At 68.6% G+C, this 26,499-nt stretch carries 20 protein-coding genes; 8 read left to right on the forward strand and 12 right to left on the reverse strand.

Going from position 1 to position 26,499, the window contains the following annotated elements; all coding sequences use genetic code 11:
- Nucleotides 1–89: 89 nt before the first annotated feature.
- Together ACRDP3_RS12125 and ACRDP3_RS12130 are read left to right on the forward strand one after the other, a co-directional pair.
- Nucleotides 90–974 carry an ABC transporter permease gene (locus ACRDP3_RS12125; RefSeq protein WP_431516907.1) on the forward strand — a complete coding sequence of 295 codons (885 nt, stop codon included), beginning with the start codon at nucleotides 90–92 and terminating at the stop codon, nucleotides 972–974.
- A gap of 33 nt (nucleotides 975–1,007) precedes the next feature.
- On the forward strand, nucleotides 1,008–1,823 hold the full coding sequence (locus ACRDP3_RS12130) for an ABC transporter permease (protein ID WP_431516908.1): 816 nt from the start codon (nucleotides 1,008–1,010) through the stop codon (nucleotides 1,821–1,823).
- Nucleotides 1,824–1,853: 30 nt separating this feature from the next.
- Here the strand turns inward: ACRDP3_RS12130 and ACRDP3_RS12135 are convergent, their stop codons facing one another.
- From ACRDP3_RS12135 to ACRDP3_RS12170, 8 genes are all read right to left on the reverse strand, one after another.
- Complete coding sequence (locus ACRDP3_RS12135; RefSeq protein WP_431516909.1) at nucleotides 1,854–2,087, reverse strand: hypothetical protein; 234 nt, start codon at nucleotides 2,085–2,087, stop codon at nucleotides 1,854–1,856.
- Between the two features lie 102 nt (nucleotides 2,088–2,189).
- Nucleotides 2,190–2,975, reverse strand: a complete 786-nt coding sequence (locus ACRDP3_RS12140; RefSeq protein ID WP_431516910.1) for a ferritin-like domain-containing protein — start codon at nucleotides 2,973–2,975, stop codon at nucleotides 2,190–2,192.
- Between the two features lie 213 nt (nucleotides 2,976–3,188).
- On the reverse strand, nucleotides 3,189–4,688 hold the full coding sequence (locus tag ACRDP3_RS12145; protein WP_431516911.1) for a cryptochrome/photolyase family protein: 1,500 nt from the start codon (nucleotides 4,686–4,688) through the stop codon (nucleotides 3,189–3,191).
- Nucleotides 4,689–4,702: 14 nt separating this feature from the next.
- Entirely contained in the window at nucleotides 4,703–6,076 is a 1,374-nt protein-coding gene (locus tag ACRDP3_RS12150; protein WP_431516912.1) for a cryptochrome/photolyase family protein, read from the reverse strand.
- A gap of 4 nt (nucleotides 6,077–6,080) precedes the next feature.
- On the reverse strand, nucleotides 6,081–7,691 hold the full coding sequence (locus ACRDP3_RS12155; RefSeq protein WP_431516913.1) for an SDR family oxidoreductase: 1,611 nt from the start codon (nucleotides 7,689–7,691) through the stop codon (nucleotides 6,081–6,083).
- A gap of 1,005 nt (nucleotides 7,692–8,696) precedes the next feature.
- On the reverse strand, nucleotides 8,697–9,206 hold the full coding sequence (locus ACRDP3_RS12160; protein ID WP_431516914.1) for a CGNR zinc finger domain-containing protein: 510 nt from the start codon (nucleotides 9,204–9,206) through the stop codon (nucleotides 8,697–8,699).
- Nucleotides 9,207–9,374: 168 nt separating this feature from the next.
- The gene (locus tag ACRDP3_RS12165) at nucleotides 9,375–11,075 is read right to left on the reverse strand and encodes an alpha/beta hydrolase (protein ID WP_431516915.1); all 1,701 of its coding nucleotides are present in this window, start codon (nucleotides 11,073–11,075) and stop codon (nucleotides 9,375–9,377) included.
- On the reverse strand, nucleotides 11,069–11,377 hold the full coding sequence (locus ACRDP3_RS12170) for a hypothetical protein (RefSeq protein ID WP_431516916.1): 309 nt from the start codon (nucleotides 11,375–11,377) through the stop codon (nucleotides 11,069–11,071). The genes ACRDP3_RS12165 and ACRDP3_RS12170 overlap by 7 nt, the downstream gene beginning before the upstream one ends.
- 1,089 nt (nucleotides 11,378–12,466) lie before the next feature.
- Here ACRDP3_RS12170 and ACRDP3_RS12175 point away from each other — a divergent pair.
- From ACRDP3_RS12175 to ACRDP3_RS12190, 4 genes are all read left to right on the forward strand, one after another.
- Nucleotides 12,467–13,051, forward strand: coding sequence for a hypothetical protein (locus tag ACRDP3_RS12175; RefSeq protein WP_431516917.1), 585 nt, complete (start codon nucleotides 12,467–12,469; stop codon nucleotides 13,049–13,051).
- Between the two features lie 335 nt (nucleotides 13,052–13,386).
- On the forward strand, nucleotides 13,387–13,683 hold the full coding sequence (locus tag ACRDP3_RS12180) for a hypothetical protein (RefSeq protein ID WP_431516918.1): 297 nt from the start codon (nucleotides 13,387–13,389) through the stop codon (nucleotides 13,681–13,683).
- 5 nt (nucleotides 13,684–13,688) lie between these two features.
- A complete protein-coding gene (locus tag ACRDP3_RS12185) occupies nucleotides 13,689–15,353 on the forward strand; it encodes a PrsW family intramembrane metalloprotease (protein ID WP_431516926.1) in 1,665 nt (554 codons plus the stop codon).
- A 113-nt stretch (nucleotides 15,354–15,466) separates the two neighbouring features.
- A complete protein-coding gene (locus ACRDP3_RS12190; RefSeq protein ID WP_431516919.1) occupies nucleotides 15,467–19,219 on the forward strand; it encodes an RHS repeat-associated core domain-containing protein in 3,753 nt (1,250 codons plus the stop codon).
- Between the two features lie 92 nt (nucleotides 19,220–19,311).
- Here ACRDP3_RS12190 and ACRDP3_RS12195 read toward each other — a convergent pair whose 3' ends face one another.
- Nucleotides 19,312–19,974 (reverse strand): HAD family hydrolase, encoded by a 663-nt coding sequence (locus ACRDP3_RS12195; protein WP_431516920.1) that lies wholly within the window; start codon nucleotides 19,972–19,974, stop codon nucleotides 19,312–19,314.
- On the opposite strand from ACRDP3_RS12195, the gene ACRDP3_RS12200 reads away from it, so the two are divergent.
- Nucleotides 19,967–20,203 (forward strand): hypothetical protein, encoded by a 237-nt coding sequence (locus ACRDP3_RS12200; protein WP_431516921.1) that lies wholly within the window; start codon nucleotides 19,967–19,969, stop codon nucleotides 20,201–20,203. The two genes, ACRDP3_RS12195 and ACRDP3_RS12200, sit on opposite strands and share 8 nt — an antisense overlap.
- A gap of 143 nt (nucleotides 20,204–20,346) precedes the next feature.
- On the opposite strand, the gene ACRDP3_RS12205 is transcribed toward ACRDP3_RS12200, so the two are convergent.
- A complete protein-coding gene (locus ACRDP3_RS12205) occupies nucleotides 20,347–21,876 on the reverse strand; it encodes a helix-turn-helix domain-containing protein (protein WP_431516922.1) in 1,530 nt (509 codons plus the stop codon).
- A gap of 173 nt (nucleotides 21,877–22,049) precedes the next feature.
- On the opposite strand from ACRDP3_RS12205, the gene acnA reads away from it, so the two are divergent.
- Nucleotides 22,050–24,785, forward strand: coding sequence for an aconitate hydratase AcnA (acnA, locus tag ACRDP3_RS12210; protein ID WP_431516923.1), 2,736 nt, complete (start codon nucleotides 22,050–22,052; stop codon nucleotides 24,783–24,785).
- Between the two features lie 657 nt (nucleotides 24,786–25,442).
- Here the strand turns inward: acnA and ACRDP3_RS12215 are convergent.
- Both ACRDP3_RS12215 and ACRDP3_RS12220 read right to left on the reverse strand, forming a co-directional pair.
- Nucleotides 25,443–26,189 carry an alpha/beta fold hydrolase gene (locus ACRDP3_RS12215; RefSeq protein ID WP_431516924.1) on the reverse strand — a complete coding sequence of 249 codons (747 nt, stop codon included), beginning with the start codon at nucleotides 26,187–26,189 and terminating at the stop codon, nucleotides 25,443–25,445.
- Nucleotides 26,186–26,499 (reverse strand): hypothetical protein (locus ACRDP3_RS12220; protein ID WP_431516925.1); only part of this gene is annotated, 314 nt, incomplete at its 5' end. The genes ACRDP3_RS12215 and ACRDP3_RS12220, both read right to left, overlap by 4 nt.

Genomic DNA, 26,499 nt, shown 5'->3' on the forward strand with positions numbered 1-26,499 from the left:
AGCAGTGCCTCGACGGCCGCAAGGACGCCAAGTGCGTGCCGTACGCCAAGTGGGTCCAGGCCTGGACAGAGATCAAGGACTAGGCACACATGACGAAGACCGCGCCGGCCGCCGGATTCGTCCGGCGGCTCGCCGGGACCCTGCACCGCCGCCCCCGGCTGCAGCTGTCCCTGCTGCTGTCCGCGCCGCTGACCTGGCTCGTCCTCGCCTATCTCGGCTCGCTCGCGGCGCTGTTCATGTCCGCGTTCTGGACCACGGACAGCTTCACCTCGAACGTGGTGAAGATCTGGTCGACGGACAACTTCCACACCCTGCTCACCCGCGAGGTCTACCGGCAGGTCGCCCTGCGCAGCGTCGGCGTCGCGCTCGCGGTCACGGTGCTGTGCGCGCTGCTCGCCTTCCCCATCGCCTTCTTCACCGCCCGCATCGCCCGCCCCCGGTGGCGCCCCCTGCTGGTGGTCGCGATCCTCACCCCGCTGTGGGCCAGCTACCTGGTCAAGGCGTACGCCTGGCGGGTCATCCTCGCCGAGGGCGGCCTGCTGGAGTGGGCGCTGTCGCCCTTCGGTATCGAAGGTCCCGGTTACGGACTGACCGCCACCGTCCTGGTGCTGACCTACCTGTGGCTGCCGTACATGATCCTGCCGATGCACACCGGCCTCGAGCAGATCCCGGACAACGTGCTGGACGCCTCCGCCGATCTGGGCGCCCGCACCGGCCGTACCGTCCGCTCCGTGGTGCTGCCGATCCTGCTGCCGTCGATCGCGGCCGGCTCGGTCTTCACCTTCTCCCTGAGTCTCGGCGACTACATCGCGGTGCAGATCGTCGGCGGCAAGACCCAGCTGATCGGCAATCTCATCTACGCGAACATCACCCTGGACCTGCCGCTGGCCGCGGCACTCGGCACCGTGCCCGTCGTCGTCATCGTGTGCTACCTGCTCGCGGTGCGCCGCACCGGAGCCCTGAGCAGCCTCTGACCGTACGCAGCACGCACAGCGAAGGCTCAGCCCATGAATCTCTCCCGCCCCGCACGCATCACCCTGCGCGTCGCCGCCGTGCTCGGCTTCGCGGTCATCTACATCCCGCTGTTCCTGGTGCTCATCAACTCCGTCAACCCCGACCGCAGTTCGAGCTGGCCGCCGCCCGGCTTCACCCTGCGGTGGTGGGCCGACGCCTGGGGAAGCGACGGCGCCCGCGAGGCACTGGTCACCTCGCTCAAGGCCGGCCTGGGCGCGACAGCCGCCGCCCTCGTCCTGGGCACGCTCATCGCCTTCGCCATCCAGCGCTTCAGGTTCTTCGGGCGCGAAGCCCTCTCGTTCGTGGTCGTGCTCCCGATCGCGCTGCCCGGCATCGTCACCGGCATCGCGCTCAACACGGCCTTCCGCACGGTGCTCGAACCGTTCGGCGTGGGTCTGGGCCTGTTCACGGTCGTCGTCGGCCACGCCACCTTCTGCGTCGTGGTCGTCTTCAACAACGTCATCGCCCGGCTGCGCCGGATGCCGGGCAGCTACGAGGAAGCGGCCATGGACCTGGGCGCAAACACCTTCCGCGCCTTCGCCGACATCACCTTCCCGCTGGTGCGTTCGGCGCTGCTGGCGGGCGGCCTGCTCGCCTTCGCCCTGTCCTTCGACGAGATCATCGTGACGACCTTCACGGCGGGCCCGAACACCCAGACCCTCCCGATCTGGATCTTCTCCAACATGGCCCGGCCGCAGCAGGCCCCGGTCGTCAACGTCGTCGCCGCCGTGCTCGTGCTGCTCTCCGTCATCCCGATCTATCTCGCCCAGCGGCTCTCGTCCGACACCGTCTCGGACAGCAAGATCTGACGCTCACGCCTCGTACGTGCTCGTACGTGCTCACACGTGGTCGGCCAGCTCCATGCGGCCTTGCATACGCGCACAGTGCGCACAGCAGTAGAACTGTCCCTCAGCCTGCAGACCGTGCCCCAGGATGCGGCAGCCGCAGTTCTCGCAGATGGGTGCCATTCGCTGGGTGGCACATTCGAAGCTGTCGAATGTGTGCACCGCCCCGGCCGCCCTGACTTCGAAGGAAGCCTCGTAGTCGTTTCCACAGACTTCGCATACCGCCATCTCATGGCTCCTTGGGTCGCGTGAAAGCTGAATTTCGTTGCCAACCGCGTGGGCGCGAGTAGCACAAACCGGACACCTTCAAACCTTCGCGAAGCGCGCCGCTCACACGGCGGGCGTGACGCTCGCCGGACCGCCCAGGGCGTCCCGCCGATCGGGCATCGTCAGGCTCACCATGCGGCGCCAGCCGCCGAGCCGCTCGTAGGAGTACATGCCGTGGATGCCGGCGGTGAGCGCCGCGGCCTTGGGCGCGGGCCAGCGGAGAAGGCCGCCCATATGGGTCATCACCGAGAGGCTCACCCGGCGGTAGACGCCCGTCTCGGCCAGCGCGCACTCCCGCAGGTGGCGGCGGATCGTGGCGGCGTGACCCTCCCGGGCCAGCCGGAGCAGTTCCTCATGGCAGTAGGCGAGGTGGTTGTCCTCGTCATTGCTGATCACCCTGATGGCCTTGCCGACCTCGGGATCGCCGCCGGAAAGGTTCAGCAGCATCGCCATCTGGTCGCTCGCGCGCTGCTCGGTGACCCGGCTGTGCGTGAGGTAGACGATGACGTCCTCTTCGGTCAGCGGGTCGTCCCGGCGCAGCTTCTCGTGCATGAGCCCGATACCGCGCCGCTCCAGGAGCATCGTGTAGTCGGTCTCCGCGGGGACCTCGACCGGATCGAGACCGCGCTTCTTCAGCAGGGCATGGAAGATCCGGCCGTGCTTGTCCTCATCGCCGCCGTGCCGGGAGATCTTGGGAGCGAGGTCCCGCATGCTCTCCGGTACCAGGGCCGCGATCCGGCCGTTCTCCCAGCCACCCTGTTCCTCGCCGCTGGCCGCGATGGAGCAGAAGAGCTGGAAGGAACGGTCATTGTCCAGAATCTCTTGGAACAGGCTTCGGGCCGAGAGCATCCATGCCACCTCCACGCAGGCGTCCCTGAATCCGAGCCAAATGCGGCGGGCCGGAATCGGCAACAGCTGCGCCCGTTACCGCTGCCGAACGGCTGAAAACAAGGGGCCGGTCCGGGGTTACTAGCCGGTTGCGCGGTCCTGTCGACCCGCTGTCGGCGACGCCGGCAGACTGCGGCGGTTGCGGCACCGTGTGCCGGCCCAGCGGGGTGCGCGTCATGGCGGTGTGCCACCGCGTGCACGCTCCTGTCGGAGGACCTGTTCGAGGTCGGTGAGCCGGTCGAGTTGCCGTACCGCCCGCGCGGTGCGGTGATTGCGCGCGAGCTGGTTCCGATGCCGGTCGAGGAACGTCCAGTAGCCGGCGGTGTAGGGGCATGCGTGTTCACCGGTCCGGTCGCCTGGCCGGTAGCGGCACGGTCCGCACAGGTCGCTCATGCGGTTCAGATAGGCGCCGCCCGAGGTGTAGGGCTTGGTCGTCATACGGCCGCCGTCGGCGTACTGGGACATGCCGACGGTATTGGGGGCCATGACCCAGTCGTATCCGTCCACGAAACAGCGGTGGAACCAGTCCGTGACGGCCGCCGGATCCCAGCCCCGCTGGAGGGCATGGCTCCCGAGAACCATCAGCCGGGGGATGTGGTGCGTCCACCCCGTGTCCCGTACCTGGGACAGGACCGTGTGCAGGCAGCGTGCGCGTACGTCGTCCGCGTCCAGGTCGTTCCACCACCCGGGCAGCGGTGTGGTGTGACGCAGCACGTTGGAATGCCGGTACTCCTCGCCGAAGTACCAGTACAACTGCCACACGTACTCCCGCCAGCCGGCGATCTGCCGAACGAAGCCCTCCACGCTGTTCAGCGGTGCCCGGCCCGCACGCCACGCCGTTTCGGCTCGCTCGACGCACTCGGCGGGGTCGAGCAGCCCGAGGTTGAGCGAGGCGGACAGCAGACTGTGGCTCATGACCGGGTCGGCGGCGAGCATGGCGTCCTCGTACGGGCCGAACGTGCCGAGCCGGTGCTCGACGAAGCGCCGCAGGGCCGCTCGTGCCTCGGCGCGGGTCGCGGGGAACAGCCGTGGCCCGTCCCGTCCGACGAAGGACACGTCACCGTCCCTCTCCCAGCGATCGAGGTCGTGACGGACCTCTTCGTCGATCTCGTCCTCACGCGGCCGGTAAGGGGCGGGAACCGCCAGGGTGGGGGTTTTTCGTGGCGGTGGCTCCCGGTTGTCGTGGTCGTAGTTCCACCGGCCGCCGGCCGGCGCATCACCGTCCATCAGCAGGTCGTGCCCCTGCCGCACCCACCGGTAGAAGTCCTCCTGACGCAGCCTCTTGCCGCCGTGGCCGTCCGCCCATGCCGTGAAGTCGTCCATGGGTACCAGGAATCCGCGCGCGGGACCCATGACGGCCTGGGGCACAGAGCGCACCAGCTTCACGGCGGCGTACGAGGTCGGGTGGTGGACGGTCACCCGGTCACCGCCGGCCGCCCGTGACAGCCCTTCCCGGTAGGTGCCGGCGCGCACGTACGTGATCCGGTCGCCGAGTTCGGCCGCCCGGTGGCGCATGGCGGAGAGCACCAGATGAGCCTTGGCACGGTGGAAGCGGCGGCGCCGGAACACCGACCGGGCCTCGATCATCAGCAGCGGTGCATCACGTGTGAGACCGCTGTCCTTCGAGGGCCGGAGGAAGTGCGGTCCGAGCTGGTCGCCGAAGAGCCAGTGCATGCGGCGTTCCTCCGTCAGTCCCGGCCGCGCGCGTGCTTGAACCGTGCGAGGCCGTCCGCGAGGTCGATCAGCGGCTCCGGGTAGTCCAGCTGTGCCCGTTCACGCTCGGGCAGCCCCCAGGTTTCATGGATGCGGGTGTTCGCCACGTCCCGCAGCTCCGGCACCCAGCGACGCACGTACGCTCCCCGCGGATCGAAGCGTTTTCCCTGGACCACCGGGTTGAGCACGCGGTGGGGACGGGTGTCGGTGCCGGTTCCGGCGACCCACTGCCAGTTGAGCTGGTTGTTGACGATGTCGCCGTCCACGAGCAGGTCCAGGAAGTGCCGGGCGCCGATCCGCCAGTCCACGTACAGCGTCTTGGTCAGGAAGCTGGCCACCAGCAGGCGCGCCCGGTTGTGCATCCAGCCCTCGTGGCGCAGCTGGCGCATCGCCGCGTCGACGACCGGGTAGCCGGTACGGCCCTCCCGCCATGCGGCGACGTCCTCGGCCGCCTCGTCCTCGGCCCGCCAGCGGTCGTGCCGGGTGCGGTAGTCCTGGACGGACGCCTCCGGGTGTGCCGCCAGCACCTGGTGGTGGAAGTCCCGCCAGCACAGCTGGCGCACGAACGCGTCCGCTCCGGGTCCGCCGTGCGCGCGGGCCCGCTGGACGAGCTCCACCGGCGAGAGGGCCCCGAAGTGCAGATACGGCGACAGTCGTGACGTCGCGTCAGCCGCCAGGTCGTCGTGGCTGTCCTCGTACCCGGACAGGTCCTCGCGTGCCCACCGGGAGAACCGCTCGCGTCCCGGCGTCTCGCCTCCGGCGGGGAGTTCCGGCGCGATGCCGGACAGCCCGCCGCGGGACGGCAGGGGCTCGCTGTGCACCGCGTCGGGTACGCGTACGGTGCGTGGCGCCGGGGAGGTCTCCCTCATCCTCTCCCGCGACCAGCGGCGGAAGTACGGGGTGAACACGGCGTAATGGTCCGAGCCTGCCGGTGTCACCGCCCCGGGGGCAACGGCGGTGATCACGGCGTCGTGCACGCGCAATGCCACGCCGCGTTCGCCGAGGCCGTCATGCAGCCCCTCCTCCCGGCGCTGGGCGTACCCGGTGACGCCCGCGGCCATGTGCACCTCCGAGGCTCCGCACTCTGCGGCGACCGCGCAGACCTCCCTGACCACCGGTCCGGTGCGCACCACCAGCCGGCCGCCCCGTCGGCGCAGCGAGGTGTCGAGGTCGGCCAGACAGCCGGCGAGGAAGGCGCGGCGGTTCGGCGCGTCGAAGCCGGCCGCGTGGACACCGGGGTCACGCACGAAAAGGGGCACCACCTCGTCTGCCGCTGCCAGCGCGGCGCGCAGCGGGGGATGGTCGTGCAGACGCAGGTCCGAGGTGAACAGGACGACCGCGACGGTCATGGCGTCACTCCTGGTGGGGTGAGGCGGTGCGTTGAGCGCCACTGCCCCACTCTTCCTCTTCGTTCGCGGCGGGGGTGCCGGACGCGGCCGGCGTGCGGTGAGGATCCGCCCGCGCCCCTCCCTCGGCGGCGGCCTGGGTGATGTTGCGGGCCATACCGCCGAAGACGGCGGCGTGGAACGGGGAAACGGACCACCAGTAGGCATGGCCCAGCAGACCGCGGGGGTGGAACAGTGCGCGCTGCCGGTAGCGGGCGTGGCCTTCGCCGTCCGTCTCGGCGTACATCTCCAGCCACGCGAGGCCCGGCAGCCGCATTTCCGCCCGCAGCCGCAGCAGGCGGCCCGGCTCGATCTCCTCGACCCGCCAGAAGTCCAGCGAGTCGCCGACCCGCAGGTGCTCCGCGTCGCGCCGTCCGCGGCGCAGGCCGACACCGCCGACGAAGCGGTCCAGCCAGCCCCGGATCGCCCAGGCGAGCGGGAAGGAGTACCAGCCGTTGTCGCCGCCGATGCCCTCGATCACCTTCCACAGAGCCTTCCGGGACGTGTCGACCGACAGCTGCCGTTCGTCCTGGTAGAGGCTGCCGCCGGCCCAGTCCGGGTCGGTGGGCAGCGAGTCGCTGGGCGCCCCCGGAACGGCGGCTGACGACCAACGCGTGGCGACCTGCGCCTCCCGCACCCTCCGCAGCGCCAGTGCCAGCGCGTCGTCGAACGGCAGCGGCCGGCCCGGGAGGCCGGGCACGTACCGGGCGATGTCGTGCTCGTGGCAGACGACTTCGTGACGCAGCGACTCCGTCAGCGGCCTGGCGATGGAGGCGGGCACCGGGGTGACGAGGCCGACCCATTGGCTGGACAGCCTCGGGGTGAGGACAGGCACCGGCACGATGAGGCGCCGACGCAGTCCGGCGACGGCGGCGTAACGGCGCATCATCTCCCGGTAGGTGAGGACATCCGGTCCGCCGATGTCGAACGCCCGGTCGACGTCATCGGGCATGGTGGCCGAGCCGACCAGGTAACGCAGTACATCGCGTACACCGATGGGCTGGGTCCGGGTGTGCACCCAGCGGGGGGTGACCATGACCGGCAGCCGCTCGGTCAGGTAGCGCAGCATCTCGAAGGAGGCCGATCCCGAACCGATGACGACAGCTGCCCGCAGCACGGTTGCGGGCACCGGCGCGTCGAGAAAGATCCGCCCGACCTCGGCCCGGGAGCGCAGATGCGGGGAGAGCGACCGTTCGGGGACGTCGCGCGGCGTGAGCCCACCCAGGTAGACGATGCGCCGCACGCCAGCGGCGTGAGCCTGCTCGGCGAAGATCCGGGCAGCGCGCCGGTCGGTCTCCTCGAAGCCGGAACCCGTTCCAAGGGCGTGCACCAGGTAGTAGGCGACGTCGATGCCGCGCATGGCCGCGGCGACCGAGCGGGCATCCGTGACATCTCCCTGCACCGTCCTGACGTCCCCGGCCCAGGGATGGTCGCGGAGCTTGCCCGGGGAGCGGGCCACACACCGCACCCGGTGGCCCGCCTCCAGCAACTCCGGCACCAGACGCCCGCCGATGTACCCGGACGCCCCGGTCACCAGACAGTGCAGCCGCCCCGCGCTCCGCTCTCCGTCCGTGCCCACGCTGGATCCTCCACGCGCTCGCTCCGACCGCCCCCTCGCTGCCCGATCGGACAGGGTGCGGCGGCTTCCACCGGTCAGATGTCGCGAAAGAGACCAGGCGGCCCCGTGACCTGGCTTGCTGGGCTGATTCGCGTAGTTGACCTGCGCAGATGGCCTTTCGTCTGTTTCACGCTCGTGCTCGTTGATGCGGCCGGAAGTCCCAGAATAGTCCCAGAGGGCTCCCGCTGCTGACGGACGCCCTTTCGGCTCTAGCGAGGGTGAGGTAGCGCGGCGTGGGCTGGATCCTGTGCATCGGTGGCCCGCCCTGATCTAACGGCAACGAGGGCTCCTCGATCGCCCCGTTGCTGACGAAGGCCCTGCAACCTGGATGTCGAGTGACTGGCAATCGGCCGATGCCTTGCGGGATCATGGGCTCCTGATGATCGACGACAACTCTGCGTTCGGCGGGGCTTGCCAACGAGCTTCACGTTCTGCCCTGGTCTGCTGCTCATCCTGCCTGCGCCGGGCGTCCTCTACAGCTCGGGCCCGATCTCTCCAAGCATCACGCCCAGGGCTTCTTCAAGCGTCCGGCAGTTGAGCGTGCTCTGCGGCGTTCGACGGGGTCTTGGTTGTGCTCCGGCTCGCGGCTGTTTCCGACTCGGTGGGGAAGTAGTTGACGACGTGATTTTATGCGGAGGCGGTGCGCACCGCAGCGACCGAACCGCCGGACGTGCTCCACTCGCTGCTGGAGAACTTCCGGATGCTCGCGCCCTGACATGCGGTGCTTCACCGCGGTAGGGGCGGCGGCTACGGGCTGTTCCGGACGGGCCCTTGAGAGGGGCGGGGCCGGGGGTGACGCCGGGGTTCGTCGGCCGGACTACGCCAGAGGGTCGTGGCCGCCGTGGGCCCGGGTGCGACCCCCCTGGGGCGGGCGGCACATGAGCGCCGGACGGGGCGAGAGCGACGCGGGGTGCGCCCGAGGGGCGGTGCTGTGGAAGCTCGGCGGTCCGTCCGCCGCCCTCCGGATCACATGGCTTCGCGTTCGCTGCGTTTCCGTGCTCGCCAGATGGCCACGCGGTCGCGGTTGAGGCAGCTGTCGGAGCAGTAGCGGCGGGTGCCGGGCCGGGAGGAGTCGATGTAGACGTCCACGCAGCGCGGGGCGTTGCAGGTGCCGTGCCGGGTCAGTCCCTTGTCCTGGATCCATTCGATCAGGGCGGCTGTACACGCGCCCAGCAGCATGTCCCGCGAGCGCGGTACGACCCAGCCGAGGACACCCGCGTCGTCCAGGTGCGGCCGCAGCCTCACCTCCTCGACGAGCGCGTTGAGCGTGACCGGGGAGGCCTCCGGCGAGGTGAACACCGGGTGTAGCCGGTCGGCCGCGGTGATCTTCTGCGCCTTCGTCGCCGGGAGGACCTCGAGCACGGGCAGGTGCGGGTACGGGAGTGCCTGGTCGGCAGCCGTGAGTCTGGTGACCGAGGCGTACTGGTTCACCAGCTCGACCACCGAGGTGATCCCGAGGGGAGGCAAAGGAGGCACACCACCGAGAGTAACGCTTGGGGGCCATTTGCGGCAGATCGCGTTCGCATCCAGGGGGTGCGACGCTTTGTGGGCTTCCCATTCCGGACCCGCGGTGGGCTGGGCCACCCCATCGCATGGCGTTGAGCGTTCAGCAGTCTTTCGCCGGAGAAGGTTCCCACGGCCAGATCAAGCGGATGGGTGACCGGTCCTGGGCCAGGAATTCTCCCTGTCGTCCTTGGTCTGTACGTCGTCGTAGTTGCCGGTGACCACGGCCGCCTGGTTCCTGAGGCTCTCCGAGCCCGGTTCCCAGTACCCACTGTGCCCCTGGGTGTCGGTCGTCATCTGGTTCGCCCCGAAATCGGGATGGCTTGGCGTCAGAAACCCTCCTGTGTCGCCAGGGTGACCGTGCCCGAAACGCCCGATGTCGGGCACCGGATCACCTTGAGCCTCTTCGTTCCACACGTGCCCCTTCGGCACGTCCAGGTCGGTGGCGTGCTCCACCTGCACGCCTGGGCTGCCGGCGAAGATGATGTCGTCCGCGTGCAGGTCGCCCTGGCGGGCGGCCGAACCGACCAGGGTGGTGCCGTAGCTGTGCGCCACGACCGTGGTGTGGCTGTCCGAGCCCGGCGCGTGCGAGGTCTCCAGGCCCGTCATGAACCGGTTGAAGGCGGGCGCGCCGTCGTCCGCGTAGTGGCCGTAGGGGGCGTCCGTGTACGCGCTGTCCGGCGCGTCGTACCCGTACCAGGTGATGGTGGACACCTTCTCCCCGTCGGCGAGGAGTTGGCTGGACTGCCACAGGTCAGTCGTCCGGTCGATGCCGTCGCCTATGTTGCCGAGATTCGAGCCGGTCCCCGGCACGTAGACCGCTGTGTGATCTGCGGTATCCGGGTTGCCGTTGGCGATGATCGCCCGTCCGTCGCCTGTGGGGTCGAAGCCGAGCAGATACGCCTCGGGAAGCCCGTTCTCGCCGGTTTCGTCGAATCGCGCCTCGATGGCGCGCATGCCCTTCAGCTGCGCATGGCGCTTCCCGCACTTCTCGTACCAGGCATTCCACTCCGCAGTGGTGTACTTGTGGCCCTGGGCGCCTGTCCCGTACTTCTTCGGCTCGGGTGGGATCTCGAGTTCGAGGGCGCCTGTCTTGGCGGCCAGGATCGTGCGGTTGGCGTCGTCGCGCACGGTGGCGGGCAGTCCGTCGAGCGCGCCGATGGCCGCGGGGTAGAGGGTGAGGTATTCGGCGCGCTGCTCGTCCGTCAGGGATTTCCACCAGGCAGCGTTCTCCCGTGGCGACGTGCCTTTCGGGATGTCGCTGCGTGGGAGGTCGCCGCCGAGCGAGTCACGCACCGCTTTGGTGTCCTTGCCCATGTCGGCCCAGTCGGCGTCGATGACGTCCAGGTCGTTCCTCGCCTTGAGTCCTCTCAGTACGCGGGCCCATGTCCGGTCGGCTTTCGTCGCGTTGGAGAGTGCGTCACCGATGCGGTCCGCGTACTCCTGTGCCTTGCGTTTCTTGGCCTCCGCCTCTTCGTCCTCCTCGTCGGTCCACTGCACCGAGCCGTCGGGGCCGACCTGGAAACCCGCCTCCCGGGCCTCGTCGACGGCGTCGTCGAGCTTCTTCTTCGCGGCCCGTAGGTCCCCGGCGAGGTCGTTGAGCGCGGAGCGGATGAGCCCGCACTCGGTCTGCGTGTACTGGAAGTTGTCGCTGAGCCGCGTCAGCCGTTCGAGTGCCGCGTTGGAGCCCTTGCCCTCCAGGGACTCTCGTATCCCTGCGGTGATCTTGTGGTTGAGCCGGTCGACGGCGTGGCCTGCCGCGCTGCTCACCTTGTGCCACCCGTCGGCCGCCTCCTCGAATTCGGCCGGGCGCAGGTCGGACAGCTGTGCGTACGTCACCATCGCCGATCACTCCCGTGCGGCTGCGGCTCGTGCTCCCGCGGCTTGGTCAGCTGTTCCTTGAAGGCGGCACGGACGTCGCTGTCGTTCTTGTAGTGGTCGTCCCCGGCTTTCTCCAACTTGCCCTTCAGTTCGGCGCACTCGCGGGCGACCAGATCGAGCCGCCTCTCCCATGACCGCAAGACGCTGCGCTGGGCGGCGGTGCTGGCCAGGCCGTCCACGCCCGCGTCACCCTTGCCGACGCCTGCCTGACCGTCCTGCAGCATCCGGTCGGCGGACTTCATGGCCTGCTGGATTTCACCCACACCGTCAGCTGCCTTCGACCAGGCCCGCTTCGAGGACCGCAGACCCCCACTGCTTCCGTCGTGGGGGGTCACCGAAGCTAGCTGCATACGGGCGGAAGCGCGGGTCTTGGCCTCTGCCCACTCCGCATCGAATGACGTACTCATGGCTATTGTCCCCGTTCCTCTGCCTGTCGACGTCGTTGGACTGCGCATCTTCGGCGGCCCTGCCGCGTCGAAGCTCGTCACGCCACTCACTGCCACAGCGGTCTCCACCGAGGGCAGTTGAACGCTCAACTTTGTCTGCGGCGGAACGTATCACTGTGCGTACGGGGAATGGAAGCCTAAAAGCGTTACAGATCACAGGGTGCGAAGGAGTCTGCCTCAAGCATTGAGGAGTCCAAGGCCGGACCGGCACCGGAGCCGGGGAGGACGGGAGCCCGTCCCGTCCGTCCCGGCCGCACGCACCGTGCCAGCCTGCGCGTCAGTGAACCGCTGGGAACGGTGGGCCTCGCCCGCGCTGCGAGGGAGACGGCCGTGCCCCGTTGAGGCTCGACGCAGGCTGGCACGCGCTCCACGAGATGTAACGCCTTTGGCTTCCGTTACTCGTACTCGTGGTGGTACGGTCCACCGCACACACAACGTTGAGCGTTCAACTTCCTTGTTCGGGAAGGGGGTCCGGCCGGCAGTAGGCGGCGTGGGTGCGTGACGGTAGTGGACGAATTTCGGGGGTGCAGCCGTGGTATGGCTGTGGGTTGTCCTGGTGCTGGGAGCGACGAGTGCAGCGTTACCGACTCTTGGTATGCACGCGTTCCTCGGAGCGATGAGGCGCGTGCAGCCCCTCAGACACTGGTGCGCGGGCGGGGCTGGGAATACAGGCCGGCGGCGAGCGACTTCGCCGCAGACTTCGCTACCCCTCTGGCGGATGGCGGCCGAACACCCTCTCCTTCTGGTCCTGTTCCGCACACGAGGCGATCGAGCCGAGCGAGCTGATGAACCCCGGCAGAACAGCCGTGCGGCTCGCGGTCACCGCAGCGAGCGTGCGGCCGCTCTGACCATCACCCGCCCCGCACCACAACAGTTCTCATTCTTCACGCACTTGGGAGCACCCGAATGGCACCACATACGAACCCGCAGACCGTCCCGGAAAACGTCGCTGCAGCAGCCGCGGAGCGGAGCTTGGGCCGGTTCATCATGATGCGTGAGGACCGGAGCGCTCTCACGCGCATCATGCCCTCCGTGATCATCATTGGGCTGTTGATCGGTGGCATCTACCTTGTCGGCGGAGTAGTGGGCGTAAAGGTCGGCCTGGTGCCCTTCTTGGCCGTACCGGTCGTTCTTCTGTACGTCGTCTCCGTAGCGCTCGGCGCGGTCTTCAGCGGTCGTCGCACGCTCTACCTGTTCGAGCTCGGTCTGGTCAGCAGAAGGCGGAGGCGTACCGAAGCCGTCGCGTGGTCGGAAGTGAGCAGGCTCGAAGTCAGCGAAGGTGACAACCTCCTCGGCCCTGTCAACGGATGGTTGCGACGAATCGGTCTGCGTACCGGGAACTACCTGGGGACCACGGCGGACGTCTGGCTCCGGGACCACCGGGACCTTCCGCGGTTCGACGCCGAGTATGACGGGGACGAGCCATTCCGTGCCGCGCTGTTCGAACGCGTGCAGGCGGCGGGGATCGCCATCACCTTCAGGGGACGCTGACAATGTCGTTGACAGGCGCAGGCCCGCCGGGTGCGCCACATGGTCCCGGCGTGCCGCCGCCACCAGCGGCACCCCCGCCGCCGGCCACACCCCCACCCGGTAGCGGAGTCGGGCCCCCCGGGGCGCCGGGACCATCGAGCGGTCAGGCCCACCCACGGCCCACTCTGAGCAGGGGGTTTCTGATCGGCCTCGGCATCGGGAGCGGTGTGGTCGTGGCCGCGATGGCGGTGTTCGCGGCTCACTTGGCGCAGACCGAAGGTCCGCCACCGAGCGAAGCCGCGCCCCCGCCGAGCACCGCCACTCCACGCCCCGGCGGGCAGAGCGACGGTGTGGCCATGAAGAAGTTCATGAACGCACTCAACGACGGTGACCATTACAAAGCCGTCAAGCTGATGTGCCCGGGGACGACGACGTACAGGAAGACCCTCGCCAGCGTGACGTCTGCGGATGCCGACCTGGAGTTCAGGGGCTTCGACTACATGAGTGATGATCGCACGGGCGCGGAGATCGCCGGAACGCTGGACGGTGCACGTGTAGAGGGAAGCTTCGTCGTTGACAACTCGGACGGGCAGGGCTTCTGCGTCGATGTCCTCCACATCACGCGGCCCTCATCCGGATGGGACAGCCCGTGAGCAGGATGACGCACAGCATGTCGGTCCGCCACCAGGGCCTTGCGCACGCGGACCCGCACTCGGACACAGGCTTCCGGTTGCTCACCCGGTTTGCGATGGCTGCCGGTGTCGCCGCGCTCGTTGCTGTGAGCGTCGCGATCACCCGACCCAGCGAGATGACGTTTCCGGCCCTTCCCGAGCACCACAACGAGCAGGCTCCTCCGTTGGCCATCATGGTGGCGGTCGTCCTCGCCGGTGTTCTGGCGTCCTGGGTGCTTGTGGAGGGCACCCGCCTCAAGCTGAGCATGTCCGTACGGAGAGCCGTCCCGCTACGCGATGTCGTCAGCATCGCCTCACTGCTCTCCGTGATCATGGTGCTTCCGTGGATCCTGACGTGGATAATCTATGAAGCGTTTCTCGGTGACCGGTTGTTTCCGGCGCCGCGTAGCACCGCCTGGGGAGTGCCGCACCTTGCCGCTTTCGGGGGCTGGGTCTTGATTCTGCTGGTGATGCTGTTCTCCTGGATTTACCGGCGTGCCGTCAAGGACGCCGGGCGTCGTGCCACCGTCAGGTACGCATGCTGGGCCGTGATCGTGGCGCTCCTGCTGCTCCCCTTGACTTGGGACGCGGTGTACTTCTACGTCTCCTCACCGCCCGATTCGCTGCTCTGGTGCGTGCCTGCGAGTGCCTTCGCATTGTGGGGAATCCACGTGATGCAGCGGCATCGCCGACTTCCTTTCCGGGCTCTGCTCGCGGCCTTCGGCTGGGGTGCGTCGGTCGCCATCGGTGTGAGCACGGTCAACAGAGTATTCCTCACGTTCGCCCCCTCGCCGCTGGGCCACATGGAGACTTTCCGGGTAGGCCTCTCTCTCGACGCGGGCATCTTCGAAGAGTTCTTCAAAGGCGCGGGGATCGCCATCGTGTACCTGCTGCGGAGACGCTGGTTCGACAACGTGGCGTCCGGTGTGGTTATCGGTGCCGCGGTGGGGCTCGGCTTCAACTTCAACGAATCCATCCAGTACATGACGGGCGACGCTGGGCTGCAGTTCTGGAACCGTCAGACCGTGGGCATGATGACCAGCCACGTCGCCTTCTCGGCGCTGGTGGGCGCGGGATTCGGCATCGCCGCCGGAGAAAGGACATGGCGCCGGAAGCGTCAGGCAGTCGCTGCCGGTTACCTGAGCGCGGTGTGCGGCCACTTCATCAACAACTACGTCATGTGGAAGGGCTCGGGGTGGTTCTCCCTCTCCAGCGAGCCCCTGGTCTCCGTGCTCGTCCTCTATCCCACGGCGATCCTGGTGCTGCAGGGCCCGGCGCTGGTGATGTACATCGTGCTCCTGCGCAAGGGCCTCAAGGAGCAGGCCGCTGCTCTGGCACAGGAGTTGCCGGGGGAGGCCCGCTGCGGACACGGCGCCGTCACCCGCGTCGAGGTGCCAGTCCTGTTGAGCCCCAGATTGCGGTTCGGGCAGCGGATACGCGCCTTCCGCTCCGGCGGCGTATCCAGGTGGCGGCAGACCGGCCGGTTGCAGGCTGCGCAGATCGATCTTGCGATCCACCGGTGGCACAGAACCCGTGGCGACACGATCGGCACCCTTGATGAAGAGGTGCGCTTGCGCGAGAAGGTCCTGCGGCTCAAGGCAATGCACCGCCCCCTTCCAGCTACTCGTCTCCCAGCGGGGGTGCCGGTATGAGACTGACGACAACGCCCCCTCCTCGCCGTACGAGGCGTGTGTGGGCCAGGGCCGGGGGTATCGCCGCCTCAACGGGCGCTCTCCTTCTGACGACTCTGGGTGCGCTGTTGTGGGTGACCCCGGGAACCGCGCACGCGCACTGTCACGGCGGCATCACCTACGGGGCGGGCCTGGCCGGTTTGGCTTCCCCGTGCGGCGAAGTCGCCGCCACCGCCGGCGGCGTCGCCTTCGCGGCCGCCGCTGCCGTCGCACTCGGCGTCGCGGCGCACGCCGCCACCACTGCCAGCGCCGCCACTGCAGCGGTTGCAGCGGCAGCCGCCGCGGTGGGGCTTAACGCCACGAGGGGGACGGGGGAGCGCTGCCAGGGGCGGGACCCGGTGGACCTGGCGACCGGCGAGATGTTCTCCACCAAGGACGACGTCACGCTCGAGGGTGCCCTGCCGCTGGTTCTGCGGCGCACCTACGTCTCCGGCTATGAGGCGGGGGGAGTGTGCGGTCCTTCGTGGGCCTCCACGCTGGACCAGCGCCTGGAGCGTACCGGGCACGGGCTGGTCTTCTTCAACGACGACGCGATGTGTGTGCACTATCCGGACCCGGCCGCCGCCGGCTCATGGACCATGCCCGTGAGCGGTCCTCGCTGGCCCCTGCACCACTTCGCCGACGGCACGTACGCGCTCGCGCAGCCCGAGAGCGGACTGTGGCTGTACTTCGCCGCCTCCGACCACCACGTGCACCCGCTGAGCGCGATCAGCGATCTGGCGGGGCACCGGATCACCTTCCACGCGGGGCCCTCCGGGCTGCTGGAGGAGGTACGGCACACCGGTGGACAGCGGATCACCGCCTCCTACGAGGGCGGCCTGGTCAGCGAGTTGCGGCTGCTGCACGACGGTGGTGGGCACACCACCCTGGTGCGGTACGGCTACGACGAGCGGCGCCAGCTCACCGAGGTCGTCAACTCCTCCGGTCTTCCGCTGCGCTACACCTACGACCATGCCGGCCGGATCACCGGGTGGACCGACCGCAACGGGCACTGGTACCGCTACGCCTACGACGAGTCGGGCAGGGTGGTCCGCACCGACGGCCACGGCGGAGCCATGTCCGGCGAGCTTTTCTACGGCGAAGGCGTCACGGTCCAGACCGACTCGCTCGGCGCACGTACCGCGCACCACTTCAACGACGCGAACCAGCTCGTCTGCGAGGTCGACTCCCTCGGCAACACCACGACGTTCGTATGGGACGCCCTTGACCGGCTGCTGTCCCGGACCGATCCTCTGGGCCGCACCACACGCTTCGAGTACGGCGACGCCGGCAACCCCACCCTGGTCACCCGGCCCGACGGCTCGCAGGTGCGCACCTCATACAACCAGGCGCATCTGCCGGTCTCGCTGGTCGAGCCCGGCGGGGCGACTTGGCAGTACGCCTACGACGAGCGGGGGAACTCCACCGCGGAGACCGACCCGGCCGGACAGACCACCGGCTACGGCTACGACGAACGCGGTCACCTGTCCTCGGTGACGAACGCGCTGGGCGAGACCACGCGGGTGCGCTGTGACGCGGCCGGTCTGCCGGTGCAGGTCACCGACTCGCTCGGCGCCACCACCCACTACGAGCGGGACGCGTTCGGCCGCCCGGTGACGGTGACCGATCCGCTGGGTGCCATCACGCGCCTGGAGTGGACGGTGGAGGGGAAGCTGGCCCGTCAGACCGAGCCGGACGGTGCTGAGCAGACCTGGCTGTTCGACGGTGAGGGCAACTGCACCCACCACACCGACGCCAACGGCGGCGTCACGAGGTACGAGTACACCCACTTCGACCAGCTTGCTGCACAGACAGGGCCGGATGGTGTGCGCTACGCCTTCGACCACGACTCCGAGCTGAGGCTGACGACGGTCACCAACCCGCAGGGCCTGACGTGGTCGTATGCGTACGATCCGGCAGGCCGTCCGGTCTGGGAGTCGGACTTCGACGGACGCGTCCAGACCTACGCCCATGACGCAGCAGGCCAGGTGATCTCCCGTACCAACCCGCTGGGTCAGAGCATCACGTTCGCACACGATGCCTTGGGGGAGATCGTCCGCAAGGATGCCGACGGGCAGGTGATCACGTTCGCCTATGACACGGCGGGACGCCCGGTCGAGGCCGTCGGTCCGGACGGCGAGATCCGCTGGCAGTGGGACGGCCTCGGGCGCGTCACCATCGAGACCACGAACGGACGGGCAGTGACCTATGCCTACGACCCCTTGGGACGCATCACTCGACGCGTGACGCCGAGCGGGGCCGTGTCCACGTTCGCCTACGATGCGTCAGGTAACCGCAGCACGCTCACTGTAGCGGGACGCACCCTGTCTTCTGCCCATGACGCTGCAGGTCGTGAAACCAGTCGCCGAATCGGGGAAGCCGGTCTCACAGTCCACCAGGCGTGGGACGCAGCAGGCCGGCTGGCTGCGCAGAACCTCACAGCAGCCGGGGTGGACGAGCCCGTCCAGCGCCGCACCTACTCCTATCGCGCGGACGGCTATCCGACCGTCATCGACGATCAGCACGGCGGTCCACGCCGCTTCGACCTCGACACAACAGGGCGCGTGACAGCCGTGCACGCACGCGGCTGGACCGAGCGCTACGCCTACGACGAGACGGGCAACCAGACTCACGCCACCTGGCCCACCACCCACGCCACCCCTGAAGCGATCGGAAACCGCGCCTACGCCGGCACCCGCATCACCCACGCGGGAGCGGTCCGCTACGAACACGACCAGGCCGGCCGCATCACCCTCCGACAGAAGACGGGGCTGTCGAAGAAACCCGACACCTGGCGCTACACCTGGGACGCCGACGACCGCCTCACCCAGGCGACCACCCCCGACGGCACCATCTGGCGCTACCTGTACGACCCCGTGGGCCGCCGCATTGCGAAACAACGCCTGGACGCCGACGGCGAACGCGTCATGGAACAAGTGGACTTCACCTGGGAAGGTCCCACCCTCATCGAGCAGATCACCACCGCACCCGGCCTGCCCCACCCGGTGGCGTTGACCTGGGAGCACGACGGCTTCGTACCCTTGTCCCAGACCGAGCGCCTCATCGACTCCACGACACAGGCGGAGATCGACTCCCGGTTCTTCTCCGTCGTCACCGACCTGGTCGGCACCCCCACCGAACTGGTCAACGAACAGGGCGAGATCGCCTGGCGCACCCGCACCACCCTGTGGGGCACCACCACCTGGCCCACCGACAGCACCGCCTACACCCCCTTGCGTTTCCCAGGCCAGTACCACGACCCCGAAACCGGTCTCCACTACAACGTCCACCGCTACTACGACCCCACCACCGCCCGCTACACCACCCCCGACCCGGTGGGGCTGACCGGTTCACCCGACCCGCATGCCTATGTGCCCAACCCGATGGCGTGGACGGATCCGCTGGGCCTGTGGCCCTGGCTGGGAGGCCGGCTCGGGCCTCCGCGCAGGCACGAGGACCACGACGTCGTCAATCGCCTCGACAAGGCGCTTTCCCGAGGCAAGGACGTATCGCAGCTGGGTGACAGCGTCGCGGGCCTCATCGGCAAACTGCTGCCGCCGCACTGGGCCGCGGTGGTCTCGGCCCTTGGAAAGTACGGCGGCGGGGTGTTGGGGTTCTCCCACGGTTGGCTCACCCATGACAGACACCGACCCCAGCACGCCTTTGACCGTGGCCGGCACCGGTACGACGGGCCCAAGCACCGGTACGAAGGCGCGCGGCACGTCTACGGAGGTGCCCTGCACGCCAAACCCGGCCTCATCCAGGACGGGTTCGGGCTGGCCCCGTGGGGCGATCCGCGGGCGGCGGCCAAGAGACTCGCTGAGAGGAATCTGTCGTGCCCAGGTTAACGTCATCCTGCACTGCGAGTACAAGCCCTGACCCACATCACGGGCAGGCGTCTCGGTTCTACGCTGACCAGCCCATCAACGCTCGTGCCCACTCAACTCGGTTCCATCGTCGCCGGATTTCCAGGCACGCCGATTGCAGCAGCCAGCCGCCGTACGGTGTCGGCTTGGTCGGTCGCGTGAATGGTCATCATACCGACCGCGACGGCCGGTGGCAGGTTGAGCTGGTTGTCGTCCACGAACACGCACTCTTCCGCGGGGACTTGCATGCGGTCTAAGGCCCGTTGGTAGATCGCCGGATCGGGCTTCGCGACACCTTCTCGCTCGCTGACGACGTGTACATCGAAGAGGTCCCATATGCCGCAGTGGGCATAGGGGTCGAACGGGTCGGTTCCGAAGGAGTTCGATAGCAAGCCGAGGACCATGCCCTTGGCCCGGGCCGCTCGCGCGAGGTCGACCATGCTGGCCGCCGGGCCCACCGCAGCCCAAGCACGCCCCATCAGGTTGAAGCTGTCGTCCAGGCCGAACAGCGGAGCCATGCGCCCGTTCCATTCGTGTTGGCCGATCTCCCCAGCTTCCAACGCTAGGTACAGCCGCCGCCCTTCGGGATGGTTCTGCAGAGTGCTGCCCCAGGCACCCGGCGTCAGGCCTTCCTCCGTGCACCAAGCGTCCTGCGATTCACGGATGCCGATGGTCAGTACCCCTGCGAAATCCAAGATCAGCCCCCGGTACCTGAGGCGGGTCTGCGATGTGATCACTGAGGGCAGCGCCGACGGCGCTCGTGTGTGGGAGCCGTCCCGGGAGCATGGCTTCCACGCCCTGCGCCACTTCTACGCCTCGGAGGAACTGGAGGCCGGCGAATCGATCGTCTCCCTGGCACGCTGGCTGGGGCACTCCGACCCCGGGTTCACGCTGCGGAAGTACTCCCACTTCCTGCCCCGCGCGGGCGCACGGGGCAGCGCCGCCATCGACGCGATCTTCGCGTAGCCGTGGCCGGTCGGCAGAGCCCGTGAAGAGCGGCCCGTAGCCCGCCGCACGCCCAAAGTCCCAGAGAAGTCCCAGAGATGCCGCCGCACCCCAGCCTGACCCACTAAGTAGCAGGTCAGACGGGGTGTGGCGGCATTCGTATATCAAATGTCGCGGAAGGTCTCGATCTGCGCGCCGACTTCGTTGAGCCGCTCGGCCAGGTCCTCGTAACCGCGGTTGATCACATAGACGTTGCGCAGTACCGACGTCCCCTCCGCCGCCAGCATCGCCAGCAGCACCACCACGGCCGGGCGCAGGGCGGGCGGGCACATCATCTCCGCCGCGCGCCACCTCGTCGGGCCCTCGACCAGCACGCGGTGCGGGTCGAGGAGTTGGAGCCGGCCGCCGAGGCGGTTGAGGTCGGTGAGATAGATGGCGCGGTTGTCGTAGACCCAGTCGTGGATGAGGGTCTTGCCCTGGGCGACGGCGGCGATGGCGGCGAAGAAGGGGACGTTGTCGATGTTGATGCCGGGGAAGGGCATCGGGTGGATCTTGTCGATGGGCGCCTCCAGCTTGGAGGGCCGGGCGGTGAGGTCGATCAGGCGGGTGCGGCCGTTGTCCGCCGCGTACTCCGGGCTGCGGTCGGTGTCCAGGCCCATCTCGTCCAGCACGGCCAGCTCGATCTCCAGGAACTCCACGGGGACCCGGCACACCGTCAGTTCGGATCCGGTGACCACGGCGGCGGCGAGCAGACTCATCGCCTCCACCGGGTCCTCGGAGGGGGAGTAGTCGACGTCGACGTCGATCTCGGGGACGCCGTGCACGGTCAGCGTGGTCGTGCCGAGCCCCTCGACCTTGACGCCGAGCAGCTCCAGGTAGAAGCAGAGGTCCTGGACCATGTAGTTGGAGGAGGCGTTACGGATCACCGTGACGCCGTCGTGCCGGGCGGCGGCCAGCAGCGCGTTCTCGGTGACGGTGTCGCCGCGCTCGGTCAGCACGATGGGCGCGTCGGGCGTGACGGAGCGGTCGACGACCGCGTGGTAGAGGCCCTCGGTGGCGGTGATGTCCAGGCCGAACCGGCGCAGCGCGATCATGTGCGGTTGCACGGTGCGCGTACCGAGGTCGCAGCCGCCAGCGTAGGGAATGCGGAACCGGTCCATGCGGTGCAGCAGCGGGCCGAGGAACATGATGATGCTGCGGGTGCGCCGTGCCGCCTCGGCGTCGATGGCCTCCAGGTCCAGCTTCGCCGGCGGCACGATCTCCAGGTCGGCGCCGTCGTTGATCCAGCGGGTGCGCACGCCGATGGAGGAGAGCACCTCGAGGATGCGGAAGACCTCTTCGATCCGGGCGACCCGGCGCAGCACCGTACGGCCGGAGTTGAGCAGTGAGGCGCACAGCAGCGCGACGCAGGCGTTCTTGCTCGTCTTGACGTCGATGCTGCCCGACAGCCGCCGGCCGCCGACGACCCGCAGGTGCATCGGACCCGAGTAGCCCAGCGAGACGATCTCGCTGTTCAGTGCCTCGGAGATGCGGGCGATCATCTCAAGGCTGATGTTCTGATTCCCCCGCTCGATCCGGTTCACCGCGCTCTGGCTGGTGGCCAGAGCCTCCGCGAGTTTCACCTGCGTCCAGCCTCGGTGCCTGCGGGCGTCACGGATGAGGTGCCCGATGCGGGCGAGGTAGTCATCAGTCATGATGCAAATATATCTCACATATGAGATGGGAGCGCTTCGGGACACGGGAGGGCGCGGGCGAGGCCGCCGGGCGGGGCATGACCGCGCGGCGGTCATGTACTACAGTTATCTCGACATCGAGATAACTGTCGAAGGCGCACCTGATCGGCAATCACGCACTGAAGGAGACTTTCGTGTCGGCGAACAGCTTCGACGCCCGCAGCACGCTGCAGGTGGGCGACGAGTCGTACGAGATCTTCAAGCTGGACAAGGTGGCCGGCTCCGCCCGCCTCCCGTACAGCCTGAAGGTGCTGCTGGAGAACCTGCTGCGGACCGAGGACGGCGCGAACATCACCGCCGACCACATCCGCGCGGTGGGTGACTGGGACCCCGAGGCCCGGCCCAGCCAGGAGATCCAGTTCACCCCCGCCCGCGTGATCATGCAGGACTTCACGGGCGTGCCCTGCGTGGTGGACCTGGCGACCATGCGCGAGGCCGTCAAGGAGCTCGGCGGCGACGCGGACCGCATCAACCCGCTGGCCCCCGCCGAGCTGGTCATCGACCACTCGGTGATCGCCGACAAGTTCGGCACCGCCAACGCCTTCGCGCAGAACGTCGAGCTGGAGTACGGGCGCAACCGCGAGCGCTACCAGTTCCTGCGCTGGGGCCAGACCGCCTTCGACGAGTTCAAGGTCGTGCCGCCCGGCACCGGCATCGTGCACCAGGTGAACATCGAGCACCTCGCCCGCACCGTGATGGTGCGCGGCGGCCAGGCCTACCCCGACACCCTCGTCGGCACCGACTCGCACACGACGATGGTCAACGGCCTCGGCGTGCTCGGCTGGGGCGTCGGCGGCATCGAGGCCGAGGCCGCGATGCTTGGCCAGCCCGTCTCGATGCTGATCCCGCGGGTGGTCGGCTTCAAGCTCACCGGCGAGCTGCCCACCGGCACCACGGCCACCGACCTGGTGCTGACCATCACCGAGATGCTCCGCAACCACGGCGTGGTCGGCAAGTTCGTGGAGTTCTACGGCGACGGCGTGGGCTCCGTGCCGCTGGCGAACCGGGCGACCATCGGCAACATGTCGCCGGAGTTCGGCTCCACCGCCGCGATCTTCCCGGTCGACGCGGAGACGATCACCTACCTGAAGCTCACCGGCCGTGACGAGCAGCAGCTCGCGCTGGTGGAGGCGTACGCCAGGGAGCAGGGCCTGTGGCACGACCCTTCCCGTGAGCCCGAGTACTCCGAGTACCTCGAGCTGGACCTGTCCACCGTCGTGCCCTCCATCGCCGGCCCGAAGCGCCCGCAGGACCGGATCGCACTGGCCGACGCCAAGGAGAAGTTCGGCCAGGACGTCCGCAACTACGTCTCCGACCAGGCGGACCTGGACGAGGCGGGCAAGGAGTCCTTCCCGGCCTCCGACGCCCCGGCGGTGTCCAACGGCGTGCCGAGCAAGCCGACGCTGGTGACCGCCCCCGACGGCAGCACCTACGAGATCGACCACGGCGCCGTCGCCGTCGCCGCGATCACCTCCTGCACCAACACCTCCAACCCGTACGTCATGGTCGGCGCCGCCCTGGTCGCCAAGAAGGCCGTCGAGAGGGGCCTGACCCGCAAGCCCTGGGTCAAGACCACCCTCGCCCCCGGCTCCCAGGTGGTCATGGACTACTACGACCGCGCGGGTCTCACCCCGTACCTGGACAAGCTGGGCTTCAACCTCGTCGGGTACGGCTGCACCACCTGCATCGGCAACTCCGGCCCGCTGCCGGACGAGGTCTCCGCGGCGGTGAACGAGAACGACCTGGCGGTCACCTCCGTCCTCTCCGGCAACCGCAACTTCGAGGGCCGGATCAACCCCGACGTGAAGATGAACTACCTCGCGTCCCCGCCGCTCGTCGTCGCCTACGCCCTCGCGGGCTCGATGAAGGTGGACATCACCACCGAGGCCCTGGGCACGGACAAGAAGGGCGAGCCGGTCTTCCTGAAGGACATCTGGCCCTCCGAGCAGGAGGTCGAGGAGGTCGTGGCCGGGGCCATCGGCCAGGAGATGTTCACCCGGAGCTACTCCGACGTCTTCGCCGGTGACGCCCAGTGGCAGGCACTGCCGGTCCCCACCGGCAACACCTTCGAGTGGGACGCCGAGTCCACCTACGTGCGCAAGCCCCCCTACTTCGAGGGCATGGGCCACGAGCCGGACCCGGTCGAGGACATCTCCGGTGCGCGGGTGCTGGTCAAGGTGGGCGACTCGGTCACCACCGACCACATCTCCCCGGCGGGCGCCATCAAGGCCGATTCCCCGGCGGGTACGTACCTGACGGAGCACGGCGTGCAGCGCCGGGACTTCAACAGCTACGGCTCCCGCCGCGGCAACCACGAGGTCATGATCCGCGGCACCTTCGCCAACATCCGGCTGCGCAACCAGATCGCGCCGGACACCGAGGGCGGTTTCACCCGGGACTTCACCCAGGACGCCTACCCGGTCACCACGATCTACGACGCCTCGCAGAACTACCAGCGCGACGGCATCCCGCTGGTCGTGCTGGCGGGCAAGGAGTACGGATCCGGCTCGTCCCGCGACTGGGCCGCCAAGGGCACCGCGTTGCTGGGCGTCAAGGCGGTCGTCGCCGAGTCCTACGAGCGCATCCACCGCTCGAACCTGATCGGCATGGGGGTCCTGCCGCTGCAGTTCCCGGACTCGGAAGGCGCGGAGTCCCTGGGCCTCACGGGGGAGGAGGTGATCGCCGTCGATGGCCTCGACGAGGCGCTCGCCGCCGCCGCCGGCGAGGCGCGCAAGGTGATCGTCAGCGCTTCGCGGGATGGCGCCGAGCCGCTGGAGTTCGAGGCACGGGTGCGGCTGGACACGCCGAACGAGGTCGGCTACTACCGCAACGGCGGAATTCTGCAGCGCGTCTTGCGCGATCTTCGCTAGGCGGCCCGCGGGTGTCTGTCCGTGCGTGTTCCCGCAGGTGTCCGTGCGTGGTCTACCTGCAAATTGGTCACTTTTTCTATTGACTTTGGCCATCTGTATGCATCAGAATGCAGTCCGACTGACGAATCGGGCACACTTACAGAGCAGGCAAGACTTGTAGAGACAGAGCAGGCAAGACTTGTAGAGTTCGTCCCCGGCCAGTCCCGCCTCCGGGGGCGATCGCGTCGGCATCCCTCCCTGGCTACCGACGCGCAGGCGTGGGCGCGGGCTGTGTGGACCCCCTGCCTCCCACAGCCCCGCCCCGCCATCTCTTCGGCTCCTGCAAACCTTCGCCTGACGGCCTCCAGGGCCGAGTGTCTCGCTCACGTACCCCGCTGGTACGCTCGCTTCGCCGCTCGCCCATGTCGCTGGTCAGGCTCGGTTTTCGGAGCCTCCGGGCGAGGTGGACGAATGCGGCTTCCGGAATTGTCGACTTCCCGCACGATAGGTGCGGGTTTTCGACAATCGCTTCGCCCGTGGACCACGCGCCGCCGAGGTAGCGCACCGCCCCGAACTCGTTGGCGGCCAACGACCGGGCCTTGCGTCTCAGCTTTCGCTTCATGTCTCCCTCAAGGCAATGCGGAAGTTCCGAACTCCCTCTTCGCGCCGCGAACGCCTCTAGTTGCACAGATGGTCCAGGAGCAGGTCGATGACGAGATCGGGCCGCTCCAGCGAGGGCAGGTGGCCCGCCCAATCCAGCTCCCGGTGCTCGGCTCCGCGGATGCGATCCGCGAGCGTCGCCGCGACCTGCCGGAAGTGAGCGAAGTCTTTGGCCCCGGAGACCACCAGGGTCGGGGCCTCGACGGCGCCCGGGTCCACGTCTCGGTGTTCGGCCACCGCGTCATCGCCGGCCTCGAGTTGGACCTCGAACGCGCGGCGTTGCATACGCCGGACCAGCGACCGACTGGCGTCTGAGGCGTCCGGGCCGAGCCAGGTCTGGACATTGAGCTCGACCGCGCCGTCGACGTCGCCCTGGTCGAGCAGCCGGTCTTCCTCCTCGGCGAACGACCTGAGCTCAGGATCGGGATCCACGCCCTCCCACCCGCCGCAGAGCAGGATGAGCCTCTCAACCCGCTGCGGCCACGTGGCGGCGAGCTCGAGGGCCACCCGCCCGCCGAACGACGCGCCCACGACGCTCGCGCGGTCGATGCCGAGCATGTCCAGTAGCCGGAGCACATCGTCGGCGTTGTTGAAGGATTCGGCCGGCAGCGGCGATTCGCCAAACCCGCGCAGATCGCAGCGGATGGTCCTGAGCTGTCCGGTGAGCGCCCTCCACTGCGGCTCCCACATGCGGCGGTCGCATACCCCCGCGTGAATGAGGACGAGTGGCGGCCCGTCTCCCGCGTCGTCGTGGGCGAGGATCAACTCGGGCGGCGTCGCTCGATCACCTCGATTCCGATCACGCTGCCCAGGGGACCCACCGGCGTGAGGGTCGCCGCGAGCAGGGTGTAGGGCGCCTCGCGGCGCAGGATGGCGATCCAGATGAGCACGCACAGGGCGATGAACCCGAGGCCGTGCGCCCAGCCGAAGATGAACGCCTCATGGTCGAAGCCCGGGGCCAGCCAGAAGAAGCAGAGGCCGGCGAAGATCGCGAGCTCCACCCAGCTCGATAGCTTGACCCATGGCCACAGCGCGCCCGGCACGGGCTTGCCGGCGCCGTCGGCAGGCTCGGTCC

Origin of the sequence: Streptomyces sp. (genome assembly GCF_050698815.1) — a bacterium.
In the GTDB taxonomy this organism is placed as follows: domain Bacteria; phylum Actinomycetota; class Actinomycetes; order Streptomycetales; family Streptomycetaceae; genus Streptomyces.

Coding starts and splice junctions, on each gene's coding strand:
- ACRDP3_RS12130 (WP_431516908.1), top strand. CDS start 1,008: ATGAATCTCTCCCGCCCCGCACGCATCACCCTGCGCGTCGCCGCCGTG.
- ACRDP3_RS12185 (WP_431516926.1), top strand. CDS start 13,689: ATGACGCACAGCATGTCGGTCCGCCACCAGGGCCTTGCGCACGCGGAC.
- ACRDP3_RS12175 (WP_431516917.1), top strand. CDS start 12,467: ATGGCACCACATACGAACCCGCAGACCGTCCCGGAAAACGTCGCTGCA.
- ACRDP3_RS12205 (WP_431516922.1), bottom strand. CDS start 21,876: ATGACTGATGACTACCTCGCCCGCATCGGGCACCTCATCCGTGACGCC.
- ACRDP3_RS12135 (WP_431516909.1), bottom strand. CDS start 2,087: ATGGCGGTATGCGAAGTCTGTGGAAACGACTACGAGGCTTCCTTCGAA.
- ACRDP3_RS12145 (WP_431516911.1), bottom strand. CDS start 4,688: ATGCACTGGCTCTTCGGCGACCAGCTCGGACCGCACTTCCTCCGGCCC.
- ACRDP3_RS12140 (WP_431516910.1), bottom strand. CDS start 2,975: ATGCTCTCGGCCCGAAGCCTGTTCCAAGAGATTCTGGACAATGACCGT.
- ACRDP3_RS12180 (WP_431516918.1), top strand. CDS start 13,387: ATGAAGAAGTTCATGAACGCACTCAACGACGGTGACCATTACAAAGCC.
- ACRDP3_RS12150 (WP_431516912.1), bottom strand. CDS start 6,076: ATGACCGTCGCGGTCGTCCTGTTCACCTCGGACCTGCGTCTGCACGAC.
- ACRDP3_RS12165 (WP_431516915.1), bottom strand. CDS start 11,075: ATGGTGACGTACGCACAGCTGTCCGACCTGCGCCCGGCCGAATTCGAG.
- ACRDP3_RS12125 (WP_431516907.1), top strand. CDS start 90: ATGACGAAGACCGCGCCGGCCGCCGGATTCGTCCGGCGGCTCGCCGGG.